Here is a 13,959-nt window from a genome sequence, read left to right on the forward strand (position 1 = left end):
CCGGCCGCTCCGCGGCATGCCGGAACGCTACGCCGATCCCCATGTGGTGGTAATTTGGAGATTTCCCCCAAGGACTTAGGGGTTAACCCCTAGGTCGGCGCGGCCCCGCCCGCCAGCGTCAGCATCCGGGCGAGGTCGGCGCCCGTCGTCGCGGCCATCTTCTCCATCGCGTTGTGGCGGTGGATCTCGACGGTCTTCAGGCTGATGCCGAGCGCATGGGCGATCGCCTTGTTCTGCTTGCCGGCGGCGACCAGATCGGCGACCTCGCGCTCGCGCGCCGTCAGCTTGTCGAGCCGGGCCCGGATGGCGCCGACCTCGCGGGCAGCCTGGAGCTTGGTCTCGGCGAGCCGCAGCGCCTGGTGGATGCGCTCGATCAGCACCTGGTTGTTGAGCGGCTTCTCGATGAAGTCGAGCGCGCCGGTGCGCATCGCCCGCACCGCCATCGGCACGTCGCCGTGGCCCGTGATGATCACGACCGGCATCACGGCGCCGCGGCGCAGCAGCTCCTCGTGCAGTTCGAGCCCGCTCATGCCCGGCATCCGCACGTCGGCGACCAGGCAGGCGACGCGATCCGGATCGTGGCCGGCCAGGAAGGCCGCGGCAGAGGCGAAGGCCTCCACCACGAGGCCGAGCGGCTCCAGCAGGAACACCAGCGAGTCGCGCATCGCGTCGTCGTCGTCGACCACGTAGACGACCGGCGGCTTCGTCCCGTCCGCGCTCATGCGCCCTCCCCCGACGGCGTCGTCTCCTCGCAGGCCGCGCCGTCCGCGGCCGGCAGCCACAGCCGCATCGCGGTGCCGCCGCCGTCGCGGTCGTCCGCCTGCAGGCGACCGCGATGCTCCTCGACGATCGAATGGCACAGCGCGAGGCCGAGGCCGAGCCCGGCCGGCTTGGTGGTGAAGAACGGCTCGAACAGACGCGCCTTGACCTCGTCCGACATGCCCTCGCCGCGATCCATGACGGCGACGCAGGCGCCGCCGTCGCAGGCGAGCGTCTCGACCCGCACGGTCCACGGCCCGGCGCCGCGGCCGACCGAGGCGTCGGCGGCGTTCTGCAGGAGGTTGAGGATCACCTGCTGGAGCTGGATGCGGTCGCCGCACACGGGTGGCAGATCTTTCGCAGGTGCAGTCTCCAGAACGACGCCGCTGCGTCGCGCCGGCCCTTGGAAGAACTCCTGTGCCTCCACCACCACCTCGTTCAGGTCGAGGGCCATGTGCACGGGCTCGCGCTTGCGCACGAAGGCGCGCATGCGCTGGATCACCTGGGCGGCGCGCTCGGCCTGCTGGCGGATCAGCCTTGTCGCCTGCACCAGCGCGCCGGTGTCGACCGGCGTGCCGGCCGACGCTCCAGCCGACACCTGACGCAGACGCAGCTCGCAGCCGTCGGCATAGTTGGCGATCGCCGCGAGCGGCTGGTTCAGCTCGTGCGCCATGCCGCCCGCCATCTCGCCCAGGATCGACAGCCGCGCCGCGTGGTCGAGCTCCTTGCGGTGCAGCGCCTCCCGCTCCTCGATGCGGCGACGATGCTCGATCTCGCGGACCAGATCGGCGTTGACGGTGGCGAGCTCGGCGGTGCGCCGGCGCACCAGCCGCTCGACCCGCAGCGCGTGCACGGCCCAGGCGCCGAGCGCGATGCCGAAGATCGCGATCACCTGCCAGTAACGCGCCAAGAGCTCGCGCGCCGTGACGTGGCGCAGCGCCTCGTAGGGGCCGATCTTGAGATCCCGGAATGCCTCGTGGACCGGCTGATAGTCGAGCGGCACGGTCCAGGCCGGCACACCGGGGGGCGGCTGGAACGTGAGAAGCGCGGTGGCGACCCGCTTGGCCTCGGCGGCCGAGGTGGCCCGCAGCTTGGCGATCGGCCAATCCGGATAGACGCGGCTCGACATCACGCAGCTCGTCCCGGGGTTTTCCCGCGGCGCCAGTACCCGCAGCACGCCGGGCGCGAACGCGCCGAGCGCCTCCTGATGCTCCAGCAGGCAGCCGCGCAGGATGCCGGCGTCGACCCGGTTGGACAGCACCGCGTCGATCACCCGGGTCATGGGGAAGCCGACCGTGTCGAGCCCGCCGAGATCGCGGAACGGATCGATGCCGGCGGCGGCGAATTCCCGCCACGCCGCCTGGAACCCGCCGAACGCCGTCGGCCCGACGATGGCGACGCGCTTGCCGGCGAGGTCGGCGAGCGTCCTCAGATCGGTGCGGTCGCGCCGCACGACGATCGCCGAGGCGACCGGCAGGCCGGAGTCGAGGGTGGCGATGCGGCTGATCCCGTGCGCCACCTCCAGCTCGACGTAATGGCCCGGATTGGTGATCACATAATCGACGGCCCCCTCCGCCACGGCCCGGTCGAGCCCGGCGTGGTCGAAGGGCACGATGACGACCGTGCTGCCCGGCAGGCCCGCCTCGACGGCGCGCGCCGTCGGCCCCCACTCCTCCAGGCTGTGCTCGGCGCCGAGGAAGGCCAGCACGCCGATCCGGATCGTCTCGGCGCGCGCCGATGCCCCCGCGAGCGCCGCCAGGACGGCGCCGAGCAGAAGGGTGATCACGCGGCGGAGGGACGCCCTGCGGCCGCCGGACGGACGCAGGGCACGGCGGACCAGGGACATGGCCGCCGATGTGACCGGTTTTATCCGCGATTTCAATCCGAACGACGCCGGAGGCAGGAAGGCGCTACTGCAGCCGCACCAGCACGCTGTCGGTGGCGCCCCGCGTGTCCGTGACGGTGAGGCGGACGAAGCCGGGGCCGTCCGGGGTCACCATGGCGGTCTTGCGGTCGCGCAGCGTCGCCCGCGGCAGGCCATCGACCATCACGGTGACGGGTCCGGAGCCGCCGGCGATCTTGACCGGCAGCGCGGCCGCCTCGCCGGCCTCGGCGGCGAGCTCGACCCGCGCCCCGTTCGGCGGGAACACGATCTTCAAGGGCGGCTCGGCGCCGGCGCTCGGCAGCGCGCCCGGACGGAACCGCTGCAACGGCAACGGCAGCTTGCCGGTGGCGGCGAACAGCGCGCCGCGCGGCGCCGGCGGCAGCGCCGTGATCGGCCGGCCGAGCCGGGCGAAGGCGTCGAACAGAATCGGCGCCGCCGTGCCGCGGCCGATCATCCCGGGCACCGGCGCGCCGTCCGGCCGGCCGACCCAGACCCCGATGGTGCGGCGGCCGTCGAAGCCGACCGCCCAGGCGTCGCGATAGCCGTAGGACGTGCCGGTCTTGAAGGCGATGCGGCCGCCGGCGGCGTTCTCGGGCGGCGGCGCGCCGATCAGGACGTTGCCGACATACCAGGCGGCGACCGGGTCGAGCAGGCGCAGCATCAGCTCCGGCGGCGGCGCCGGCACGAGGCCGGCGTCGTCGAGCCGCTCGGCGAGCGGGATCGTGGTGCCGAGCCGGGCGAGCCCGCCATAGAGCCGGACGAGGTCGGCGAGCGTGACGCCGGTGCCGCCGAGCCCCATGGCGAGGCCGGGCGCCTCGCCGGGCGGCAGCACGAGGCGGCCGCCGGCCTGGGCGATGCGGGCGGCGAATCGGTTCGGTCCGACCTTCTCCAGCACCTGGACGGCCGGGACGTTGAGGGAGAGCTGCAGGGCTTTGCGGGCCGTCACGGTCCCCTGATAGGTGAGGTCGAAGTTCTCGGGCGCGTAGCTGCCCCAGCGGACCGGCCGATCGTCCAGCAGCGTCTCGGGGTGAACAAATCCGTCCTCGAAGCCGAGGCCGAAGATGAACGGCTTCAGGGTCGAGCCGGGCGAGCGCACCGCGAGCGTCATGTCGACCTGGCCGGCGCGCCGCGCGTCGGCCCAGTCGGCCGAGCCGACCCGGGCCAGCACCTCGCCGGTCGCATGCTCGACGGCCAGGATCGCGATCGAGAGGTCGGGGCCGAGTGCGGTTGCGCGGTCCTTCGCGAGTGCTTCGAGCGTGACTTGAAGCGGCGCCTCCAAGGTCGTTCGGTGCAAGCGTTTTTCCGGCGCGGCGCTGACGAGGCGATCGGCCGTGTGCGGGGCCAGCATCGGCATCGGCTTGCGCGCCGTCGGCACCGGCTCGGCCTTGGCGCGCTCGATCTCGCCCGGCTCGACGACGCCGGCCGCCGCCATGCGGTCGAGCACCCGGTCGCGCGCCTTTCGCGCGACGTGCGGGAAACGGTCGGGGCGCCTCGCCTCCGGCGACTGCGGCAGCGCCACCAAGAGTGCCGCCTCGCCGAGCGTCAGCCGCCGCGGCTCCTTGCCGAGCCAGGCGAGCGAGGCCGCCCGGATGCCCTCCAGGTTCCCGCCGTAGGGGGCGAGCGAGAGATAGAGGCCGAGGATCTGGTCCTTGCTCAGCGCCCGCTCGAGCTGGACGGCGCGGACGACCTGCCGAAGCTTCGCCGACACCGAGCGCTCGGCCCGCGGCTCCAGCAGCCGGGCCACTTGCATGGTGAGCGTCGAGCCACCGGAGACGATCCGGCCGTTGGCGCCGAGCTGGAGCGCGGCACGGCCGAGCGCGACGAGGTCGACGCCGGCATGCTCGGCGAAGCGCCGATCCTCGTAGGCGAACAGCAGCGCGAAGAAGCGCGGGTCGACATTCTCGCGTGCCGCCGGCAGCCGCCACCGCCCCTCCGACGTCGCATAGGGGCGCAAAATCCGCCCCTCCCGATCGACCACGACGGTCGACCAGGCGAGATCCTGTCCCAGCGGCGGAGGACCGAGCGACGCCACCCATAGCGCCGCGGACGCGAGGCCGACGGCGAGCAGGAGGGCGGCGGCGACAACATGTTTGGCACGGCGCCAGCCCCACCCTCGGTCATTCCGGGGCGCGGACCGCGCGGTCCGCGAGCCCGGAATCCATACGCCCTGTGTCAATGGCTTACGACGGACAGGGGCTATGGGTTCCGGGCTCGGCCCTTTGGGCCGCCCCGGAACGACGAAGGAGGTGCCGCCCTCGGTCATCGATCACCTACTGCCGCGACACACTCACCTCGACCGTGCCGGTGCCGGTGCGGCCGAAGCGGTCGGGGCGGTACATGTCCTCGACATAGGCCTGCGGCAGCACGTAGCGGCCCGGCGACACGGCCCGCACCACATAGGCCACCGTGAACAGGGCCGGCGACTTGGCGTTGCGGGTGAAGGCGGCCGAGAAGCGGTCGTCGCGGAACTCGGCCTTGTCGGGCTCGGCGGCGTCCTGGATCCAGTCGAGCGCCCCGGTCTCGCCCGAGGAGACGAGCCGCGGGTTGTCGATCTCGAAGCCGGCCGGCAGCGGGTCGACGACGAGCACGCGGCCGTATTGCGGCTGCGGCTCGGTGATCTTCAGCACCACGGCGAAGCGCTGGTTCTGCCGGGCCTTCGTCGCGTCCACCTTCTCACCGCTCAGCGTGTAATAGGTCCGCTCGATGCGGAACCCCTTGTCGGCGGCGGGCTCCGGCACCAGCGGCGCGCCGGAGACCGACACCACGGCCTGCACGGGTCCGTCGCCCGTGTTGGTGACGCGCAGCGGCGTCGCGAGATCCGCCGGCCGGAAGGCACGATAGAGCGGGCTCTTGCGTGCGCTGCCCGCGACCTCGATCGACAGCGGCACCGACTTCGACAGCGCGCGCGCCGCCAGCACCATCCAAGCGTTCTCTTGCGTGGAGGTGTAGAACGACCGTGCCCGCGCCTCCTCGACGCCCTTCAGGGCCGCCGGCAGCAAGCTCGCCGCGGCATTGCTCTCCGCCGCCAGGGCCGTGACGGCGGCCGCGTCGCGCAGCGAGGAGCCGAAGTCGGGCCGGCCGAACTCCAGGACTTTCGGCGGCTCGATCGCCTGCACGGCGGCCGCGAACACCCGCTCGGCCCGGACACGATCGCCCAGCATGGCGAGCGCCGCGCCGATCTGCGCCTTGGCGGTCGGGGTCGCGAACTCGCCGAGCTTGGTGTCGGCGATGTAGCGCAGGTCACCGACCGGCGCCTCGCCGTTGCGGGCGAGGACATAGAGCGCATAGGGCAGATCGCGCGCCCCCTCCTTGCCGGGCTCCGGCGCGTTGACGACGTAGTTTTTCAAACGCTCCAGCGCCAGCTTGAACGCGGTGTCGGGGACGACGAAGCCCCTCTCCCGCGCCCGGGTGAGAAAGTCGGTCACGTAGGCGTCGAGCCAGACGTCGTTGCCGCCGACGCCCCACAGGCCGAACGAGCCGGACGAGTCCTGCCGGGCCAGCAGCCGGTCGATCGAGTCGCGGATGCGCTGGTCGGCGTCCTGGTCGAGGGCCAGATGCGCCTCGACCGACAGCTCGTTGACGTAGAGGAGCGGCAGCGCCCGGCTGGTGATCTGCTCCGAGCAGCCGAACGGATAGCGGTCGAGCGCCTTGAGGAGCGTCGCCGCGTCGAGCGCCGTCGACGGGCCGACCGAGAGGGCGAGCCCTCCGGTGCCCGGGACGAGGTCGCCGAACAGGTCGGCGCCGAGCGACAGGCTCTCCCCCTTGGCGATGGTGCGCACCGTGCGGCGCGTGGCGATCTGGGTCGCCGGCTTCACGGCGAGCGGATAGGTCCGCTCCAGCGCGAAGTCGTCGGGCCCGGTCACGGCGATCTTCACGATCGCGGTGCCGGCCGCCGTCGCCGTGATGGGCAGCGACAGCGAGGCGCGCTGCTTGGCCGCCATGCGCACGCTCTGCGGCGCGGTGCCCGGCCCGGCCTGCCCACCGATCTGGGCCGGCCCCTCGACCGAGGCGGCGACCCGATAGTCGCCGGCCCGCCCCTCGACATTGTCGAGCTCGAGCTGGACCGTGCTCCGGTCACCCGTGAGCAGGAAGCGCGGCAGCGTCGCGGTGAGCACCACGGGGTCGCGCACCGTCACGTCGGTCGACGCGCGGCCGACTTTTCCGGCCGACCACGCGACCGCCATCACCCGCACCGTGCCGGCGAAGGCCGGGATGTCGAACGTCACCTCGGCCTTGCCGTCCGGCCCGACCGGCACGACGCCGGAGAACAGCGCGACAGGCGGCTGGGTGGGCGGCGAGCCCGACAGCTCGGCCGCGCCGCCGTCGCCGCCGGAGCGGATCGCCCCGACCGTCCCCTGCATGCCGTCGATCAGATGGCCGTAGAGGTCGCGCAGATCGGCGGAGAGCCGGCGCTGGCCGAGATAGTGCTCGTCGGGCGCCGGCGGCTTGTACCCGGTGAGATTGAGGATGCCGACATCGACGGCCGCGACCGTGATGCGCGCCTCCTGGACGGCCTGGCCGGCGCCGCCGGAGAGCCCGGCGATGGTGACGGGCACGCGCAGCGTCGTGTTCGGCCGCATGAGCTGCGGCGTCGCCAGCGTCACTTGCAAGGTCTTCGAGGCACGGTCGACCGCGAGCCATTGCACCCCGATGGCGCGGCCCGGCATGCGCTTGGCCTGCGCGTCGAGCGGCCGCAGATGGGTCGCGACCACATAGGCCCCGGTGCCCCAGTCGGGGCCTACGGCCAAGCGAATCTGGGTGGTGCCCTGCGGCACCTCCTGGGTGACGCTGGTGATCAGCCGGTCGCCGATCACCGAGAGCCGCACCCGGCCGGCGGCGCGGGCCGTCACCGACACGCCGAGCGTGTCGCCGGCCTTCACCTCGGGCTTGTCCAGGGCGATCTCCAGAAGATCCGGCGTGTCGGCCGAGGCTTCCGCGAAGAAACCGGCGTCGAACGAGATCGACGTGGTCGGCCCGTCCGGATCGCTCGACGAGACATCGAGCCGGTAGCGGCCCCACTCCACCGGCGCGGCGATACGGCCGGGCTGGCCGGGCGCGACGTCGAGCGTGCCGTCGGCGACCCGCTTGGTCGACTTCACCGCTTCGTAGCTCCAGGCGCCGTCGGCCCGGTACCACTGATAGCGCGTGTCGACCTTCAGAAGCTCGTATTTCAGGCCGCGGCGCGCCAGCGCCTGGCCATCCGGCGCGACCACCACCACGTCGAAGGTCGCGGTCTCGCCCTCGCCGAGCGAGCGGCCGGAGAACAAGGGCTTCACGCCGATCATCGGCCCTTCGGGAACGACCGGCAGCGTGATCTTGCGCTCGACCGCGCGGCCGCCCGTCTCCGCCATGCGGATCACGACCTGCGCCTCCAGGGGCCGGCTGGTCTCGGGCAGCTTCTCCAGCGTCACCGGGACGGTGGCGTGGCCCTTGTCGTCGGTCGCCGGGAGGTCGTCGAGCGTGATGCGGCTCGTATCGGCGTCCTGCTCGGCCTCGTCGTCGACCGTGCCGAACTGATAGCCCGGGAAGCCGGCGCGCTCCTTGGCCTCCTTGAGCGTCACCTCGCCGGACAACTCGAGATTGGAGGCCGGCGCGCCGTAGAGGAAGCGGCCGTCGACCGCGATCTCCACGGGCGTGCCCTTGGCGATGCCGGTCGCCTTGGTCGAGAGGTCGAACTCGATGCGGTCGGGCACGTAGTCCTCGACCATGAAGGTCGTCTCGCCGACCGGCGGACGCTTCGGATCCGTGTAGGCCTTGAGCCGCCACGTGCCGGTCGGCGCCGTGGAGACGATCGGCAGGTCGTAGGCGCGACCGCCGAGGCCCTGGTCGGCGACCACGGCGCGGCGATGCTCGACCCCGTCGGGGCGCTCGAAGACGAGGGTCAGCGGCACGCCCGCGGCGGCCACACCGAGGCCGTCGCGCAAGAGCGCCGTCACGTGCACGGTCTCGCCGGTGCGATAGACGCCGCGCTCGGTGACCACGAAGGCGTCGAGGCCGGTCGGGGCCGCCCGGCCCTTCACGCCGCGATCCGAGAGATCGAAGGCCGGGGCCTTGAGGCTGAGGAAGCCGTAGTCGCGGCCGTTGTCGTTGACGCCGACGATCATCACGGGCGCGGCGCCACCTTCGCCGCGGGTCAGGCCCGCCTCGAAGACCGCGTGGCCGTCGGCGTCGGTCTTGCGGACCGCCAGCACCTCGTTGTTGCGGGCGACGAGCCGCACCTCGGTCTGCGGCTTGGGCTGGGCGGTCGCGAGCGAGTTGACGAAGACATGGATGCCGTCGCCGCCCGACATGGCGGACAGGCCGAGATCGGAGACCACGAACCACTGCGTCGCGAGCGCCGAATAATCGCTGTCGCTCGGGCCCTTGGTCTCGGCCGACATCACGTAGACGCCGGGCTTCAGATCGCCGACCGCCTGGGTCACCGGGAACGCCGTCGTCACCTCGGCATTGAGGGGCGACTGCACGGCGAGCTCGCCCGACCACACTTTCGCGCCCTTGGTCTCGGCGATGCGCTCCAACTCGTAACGGTCGAGATTGCGCTCCAGATCCTCGCCCGCGACCGGGTCGACCAGGTTGCGGTCGCCGATCCGGTAGACGACGATGCTCACCGCCGAGGCGTTGACGGTGACGACCGGGATGCCCTGCTGGCCGGCGCGCGGCAGCACATAGGCCTTGCCGGAGAACCGCACGAACGGCTTGCGGTCGCGAACGTACAGATTGAATTCGGACGCCTTCTGAAGCGTCTCCTTGACGGTCGACGGCAGGCCGGGCCGGATCGTCACGGCGTAGCGCTCGCCGTGCTTGAGGCCCTCGACACAGAGCTGGCGGTCGTCCGCCGCGATGGCCGGCTTGTCGAGGCCGGCGACCGACACGAAGGGCGACAGATCCGTGCGCGGACCGGGCAACTCCTCGGAGAACTGGAAGCAGGCGCGCGGCGAGGCCGTATCGGCATCGACCGAGTAGTCGATCAGGCGGAAGCCGTGGTCGGTGCGCAACGTCTCGTAGCGGGCGCGGACGTCGGCGACCTCCTTCAGCTCCAGCGACAGGCGCAGCGCGTCGAGCGCCGGGCGCCAGACGCGCCGGTCCGCATAGGCGCGGCCGACCAGCACCAATGCGTCGGCCTCCTCGGCCGGCGTCGTCGCGCGCTGATAGGCGATGTAGGCGGCGGTGGCGCCGCGCTCCCACAAGGTATTCTGCTCGCGGCTGTCGGCCCCCTTCACCTGCAGGACGGCGCGCGACAGGCGCAGCCAGTTCGAGGCGACGTCGGGCGCCGCGGTGACGAGCTGGCCCAGCACGGTCAAGGCCGTGCGGGTGTCGTTGCGGGCGAGCGCCGCCTCGGCGTCGCGGCGGAGCTGGTCCGGCGACTTGGTGACGCTGCCGGCGTCCTTCTTGATCTGTGCCTCGAGGCGCAGCGCGCCGTCGGCGAGCTCGTCGCGCTGGAACGCTTTTTCAGCGGCCACGGCCGGAATGGACAGGACGAACGGCAGGAAGAGCAGCGCCACGGCGGCGGCGCGGAGACGGGCGAGCATCGAACGACCTCCCTGGCCCACGCGCGCCTTGATGCGCACCCGCGGGCATCCCCCGGACCGCAAGGCCGGGTCCGACACGCCACCGGTCCGCGAGAATCATGACCGGCGGATGGCGGTAAACGTGGCGGTATCGTAGACGTGATCGGCGGCGCGCACGCCCCGCCACCGGCTTGGTATCTTGGGCACGGCGGAAGGTTCGAGAGGCGGGTCACGTCTTCCTTCTCCCCGCGGGCGGGGAGAAGGTGGCTCGCCGCGCGGCGGCGAGTCGGATGAGGGGGCGCATCCGTATCCACGAAACGCCCCCTCACCCGGATTTCCCGCGCGGGCGCGTGAAATCCGACCTCTCCCCGCGCGGCGGGGAGAGGCTTTAGGAAGCCCACGCGATACCGCGGCGCAGCCGCCCTCACGCCAGCGTGTAGCTGGTCTTCACCGTGGTGTAGAACTCGACGGCGTAGTGGCCCTGCTCGCGCGGGCCGTAGCTCGAGCCCTTCCGGCCGCCGAACGGGACGTGATAGTCGACGCCGGCGGTCGGCAGGTTCACGTTGACCATGCCGGCGTCGGAGTTGCGCTTGAAGTGCGTCGCGTGCTTGAGGCTGGTCGTGCAGATGCCGGACGACAGGCCGAACACGCTGTCGTTCGCAACGGCCAGCGCCTCGTCGTAGTCCTTCACGCGCAGCACCGCGGCGACGGGGCCGAAGATCTCCTCGCGGACGATCTGCATGTCGGGCGTGCACTCGGTGAACAGCGCCGGCTGCAGATAGAAGCCCTGCTTGTCGCGGTTGAGCCGCTCGCCGCCCCAGACGAGCTTGGCGCCCTCCTTCTGACCGATCGCGATGTAGCGCAGATCCTGGTCGAGCTGGCTCTGGTCGACCACCGGGCCGATGTTCGTGCCGGGCTTCAGCGCGTCGTCGACCACGAGCTGCTTCATGCGCTCGACCAGACCCTCGACGAAGCGGTCGTGGATGCCCTCGGTGACGACGAGGCGGGTGCCGGCCGTGCAGCGCTGGCCGGTCTGGTAGAAGGCGCCGTTCGCCGCGCATTCGACCGCGACGGCGAGGTCGGCGTCGTCGAGGATCACGAGCGGGCTCTTGCCCCCCATCTCGAGCTGCACCTTCTTCATCACCGGCGCCGTGACGGCGGCCTGGGCGATCTTGCGGCCGGTGCCGACCGAGCCCGTGAACGAGATCGCGGCAACGTCGTCGTGGCTCAGGAGAACCTCGCCGATCTCCGAGCCGCGGCCCATGACGAGGTTGAACACGCCGTTCGGGATGCCGGCGCGGGCGATGATGTCGGCGAGCGCCCAGGCGGAGCCCGGCACCAGATCGGCCGGCTTGATGACGACGCAGTTGCCGTAGGCGAGCGCGGGCGCGATCTTCCAGGCCGGAATGGCGATCGGGAAGTTCCACGGCGTGATCATGGCGACGATGCCGACCGGCTCGCGCGTCACGTCGACCTCGATGCCGGGCCGCGTGGACGCGAATTTTTCACCCGCGAGCCTGACGGCCTCTCCGGCGAAGTACCCAAAAATCTGGCCGGCGCGCGTCACCTCGCCGATGCCGTCGGCGAGCGTCTTGCCCTCCTCGCGGGCGAGCAGGCGGCCGAGCTCCTCCTTGCGGGCGAGGATCTCGGTGGAGACGCGCATCAGGATCTCGTAGCGCTCGTGCGGATTGGAGCGCGCCCAGGCCGGGAACGCCGCCTTGGCGGCCGCGATGGCGGCTTCCGCCTCGGCCCGGCCGGCGCGGGCGTACTCGCCCACCACGTCGGAGACGTCCGACGGGTTGATGTTGGGCGCGGCGTTGCCGGCAGGCGTCCACGCGCCGCCGATGAAGTTCTGATGCACGGTCATGGGGTCTTCGTTTCTTGCGGTTGGGGGCGCCGGATCATAGTGGCCCGGGCCGGCATGGCAATGCGGCCCGGGCGACGTGGTCCTGGCGGGTGCGAGCGACGCCTCGCGTCAGCACGTCTTCTCGGCGACTCCGGCTTCCGAGAACGTCGCCATGCCGGCGTGGCAGGAGAGCGCGGCGCGGGCGAGCAGCATCGCGACGGCCGCCCCGGTCCCCTCCCCGAGCCGCATGCCGATGTCGAGCAGCGGCACCAGGCCGAGCGCCGGCAGAAGCGCCTTGTGGCCGGGCTCGCCCGAGCAGTGGGCGGCGCGGCAATGGGCGAGCGCGTCGGACGCCATCCGGGCGAGCGGCAGCACGGCGGCACTGGCGATGTAGCCGTCGAGCAGCATCGGGATGCGGTGGCGGCGCGCCGCGAGCGTCGCCCCCATCATGGCGGCGAGCTCGCGGCCGCCGAGCGCGGCGGCGATCGCCAGCGGGTCGGCGACCTTGGCGCCGTGACGGGCGAGCCCCGCCTCGACGGCGTCGCGCTTGCGCGAGAGACCGTGGTCGTCGACGCCGCTGCCGCGGCCGACCCAGCGGGCCGCGCCGCCGCCGAGCAGCGCGGCGCACAAGGCGGCCGCCGCCGTGGTGTTGCCGATGCCCATCTCGCCGACCGCGAACAGGTCGAGGTCGGGCGCGACCGCCGCGTAGCCGGCCGACACGGCGGCCAGGAACTCGCCCTCGTCCATGGCGGGCGCCTTGGTGAAGTCGGCGGTCGGCCGGTCGAGGTCGAGCGGCACGACGGTCAGGGTGGCGCCGGCCGTCTCGGCGAGACGATTGATCGCAGCGCCGCCGGCGGCGTAGTTCGCCACCATCTGGGCCGTGACCTCGATCGGGAAGGCCGAGACGCCGCGCGCCGCGATGCCGTGATTGCCGGCGAAGACGGCGATCGACACCTGGTCGAGCCTGGGGATCGCCCGGCCCTGCCAACGGGCGAGCCAGACGGCGAGATCCTCGAGCCGGCCCAGGCTGCCGGGCGGCTTGGTGAGCACGGCCTGGCGCGCCAGCGCGGCCGCGGCGGCGGCCTCGTCGCCGGCCGGCAGGTCGCGACAGGCGGCGCGGAGGTCGTCTAGAGTGGAGAAGATCAACGGTGAGTCCTTTTCGATGACCAGCACTTTGGAAAACGGCAACAGCCTGCGCGACTGGCAGAACGACCTGCGCGTCGCGGTCTCGCTGCTCACCCGCATCCCGATGGCCCATCCGGACGGGCCGGCGCCCTCTTACCTCGCCCGGGCCATGCGAGTCTTCCCGCTCGTCGGCGCCGGAATCGGGGGCGTCGTCGGGATCGCCTATCTGGGGCTGCTCCTCGTCGGCGTGCCGCATCTGCCGGCCGCCGCCCTGGCGCTCGGGGTGAGCGCGCTCGTCACCGGCGCCCTGCACGAGGACGGCCTCGCCGACACGGGCGACGGCTTCGGCGGTGGCCACGACAAGGCGCGAAAGCTCGAGATCATGCGCGACAGCCGGCTCGGCACCTACGGGGCCGTGGTGCTGCTGGTGAGCTTCGCGACGCGGGTGTTCGCGCTCGCCGCCCTGCCGCTGGTCGCCGTGCTGCCCGTGCTGGTGACGGCGAACGCGCTCGGCCGCGCCGCCATCCCGGCGCTCGCCTTCAAGCTGCCGCCGGCCCGCACCGACGGGCTCGGCGCCCGGGCCGGCGCACCGACCAAGACCGTGGTGGCGACCGCCGCCGTCATCGCTCTGGTGATCACGCTGGTGATGCTGCCGATCAAGGAGGCGCTGCTCTCGGTCCTGGCCGCCGCGGCGGCGGCCGCCGCCGTCGCCCATCTGGCCCAGCGACAGATCGGCGGCCAGACCGGCGACGTGCTGGGCGCCGCCGAGCAGGCCGCCGAGGTCGCCGTGCTGGTGCTGTGCGCGGCCCGCTTCGGCACCGGGACGTGACCCTGGA

At 72.4% G+C, this 13,959-nt stretch carries 7 protein-coding genes; 1 reads left to right on the forward strand and 6 read right to left on the reverse strand.

Annotation, left to right across the window (positions count from 1 at the left end):
• Nucleotides 1-89: 89 nt before the first annotated feature.
• From ACFSOX_RS13040 to cobT, 6 genes are all read right to left on the reverse strand, one after another.
• Nucleotides 90-722, reverse strand: coding sequence for a response regulator transcription factor (locus ACFSOX_RS13040; protein WP_378478246.1), 633 nt, complete (start codon nucleotides 720-722; stop codon nucleotides 90-92).
• Nucleotides 719-2,545 (reverse strand): sensor histidine kinase, encoded by a 1,827-nt coding sequence (locus ACFSOX_RS13045; protein ID WP_378478247.1) that lies wholly within the window; start codon nucleotides 2,543-2,545, stop codon nucleotides 719-721. The genes ACFSOX_RS13040 and ACFSOX_RS13045 overlap by 4 nt, the downstream gene beginning before the upstream one ends.
• Before the next feature lie 124 nt (nucleotides 2,546-2,669).
• Nucleotides 2,670-4,907 carry a penicillin-binding protein 1C gene (pbpC, locus tag ACFSOX_RS13050; RefSeq protein ID WP_378478248.1) on the reverse strand — a complete coding sequence of 746 codons (2,238 nt, stop codon included), beginning with the start codon at nucleotides 4,905-4,907 and terminating at the stop codon, nucleotides 2,670-2,672.
• A 7-nt stretch (nucleotides 4,908-4,914) separates the two neighbouring features.
• Nucleotides 4,915-10,173, reverse strand: a complete 5,259-nt coding sequence (locus ACFSOX_RS13055) for an alpha-2-macroglobulin family protein (RefSeq protein ID WP_378478249.1) — start codon at nucleotides 10,171-10,173, stop codon at nucleotides 4,915-4,917.
• Between the two features lie 403 nt (nucleotides 10,174-10,576).
• Nucleotides 10,577-12,019, reverse strand: a complete 1,443-nt coding sequence (locus tag ACFSOX_RS13060; RefSeq protein ID WP_378478250.1) for an aldehyde dehydrogenase family protein — start codon at nucleotides 12,017-12,019, stop codon at nucleotides 10,577-10,579.
• Between the two features lie 108 nt (nucleotides 12,020-12,127).
• Nucleotides 12,128-13,144 (reverse strand): nicotinate-nucleotide--dimethylbenzimidazole phosphoribosyltransferase, encoded by a 1,017-nt coding sequence (gene cobT / locus ACFSOX_RS13065; RefSeq protein ID WP_378478251.1) that lies wholly within the window; start codon nucleotides 13,142-13,144, stop codon nucleotides 12,128-12,130.
• 16 nt (nucleotides 13,145-13,160) lie between these two features.
• Here cobT and cobS point away from each other — a divergent pair, with 16 nt between their 5' ends.
• Entirely contained in the window at nucleotides 13,161-13,952 is a 792-nt protein-coding gene (gene cobS / locus ACFSOX_RS13070) for an adenosylcobinamide-GDP ribazoletransferase (RefSeq protein WP_378478252.1), read from the forward strand.
• Nucleotides 13,953-13,959 lie beyond the last annotated feature (7 nt).

Origin of the sequence: Rhodoplanes azumiensis (genome assembly GCF_042682915.1) — a bacterium.
Classification (GTDB): domain Bacteria; phylum Pseudomonadota; class Alphaproteobacteria; order Rhizobiales; family Xanthobacteraceae; genus Rhodoplanes; species Rhodoplanes azumiensis.

Bases quoted from the DNA above. Each gene is read 5' to 3' on its own strand.
- ACFSOX_RS13040 (WP_378478246.1), bottom strand. From the start codon at position 722: ATGAGCGCGGACGGGACGAAGCCGCCGGTCGTCTACGTGGTCGACGAC.
- ACFSOX_RS13055 (WP_378478249.1), bottom strand. From the start codon at position 10,173: ATGCTCGCCCGTCTCCGCGCCGCCGCCGTGGCGCTGCTCTTCCTGCCG.
- cobS (WP_378478252.1), top strand. From the start codon at position 13,161: ATGACCAGCACTTTGGAAAACGGCAACAGCCTGCGCGACTGGCAGAAC.
- pbpC (WP_378478248.1), bottom strand. From the start codon at position 4,907: ATGACCGAGGGCGGCACCTCCTTCGTCGTTCCGGGGCGGCCCAAAGGG.
- ACFSOX_RS13060 (WP_378478250.1), bottom strand. From the start codon at position 12,019: ATGACCGTGCATCAGAACTTCATCGGCGGCGCGTGGACGCCTGCCGGC.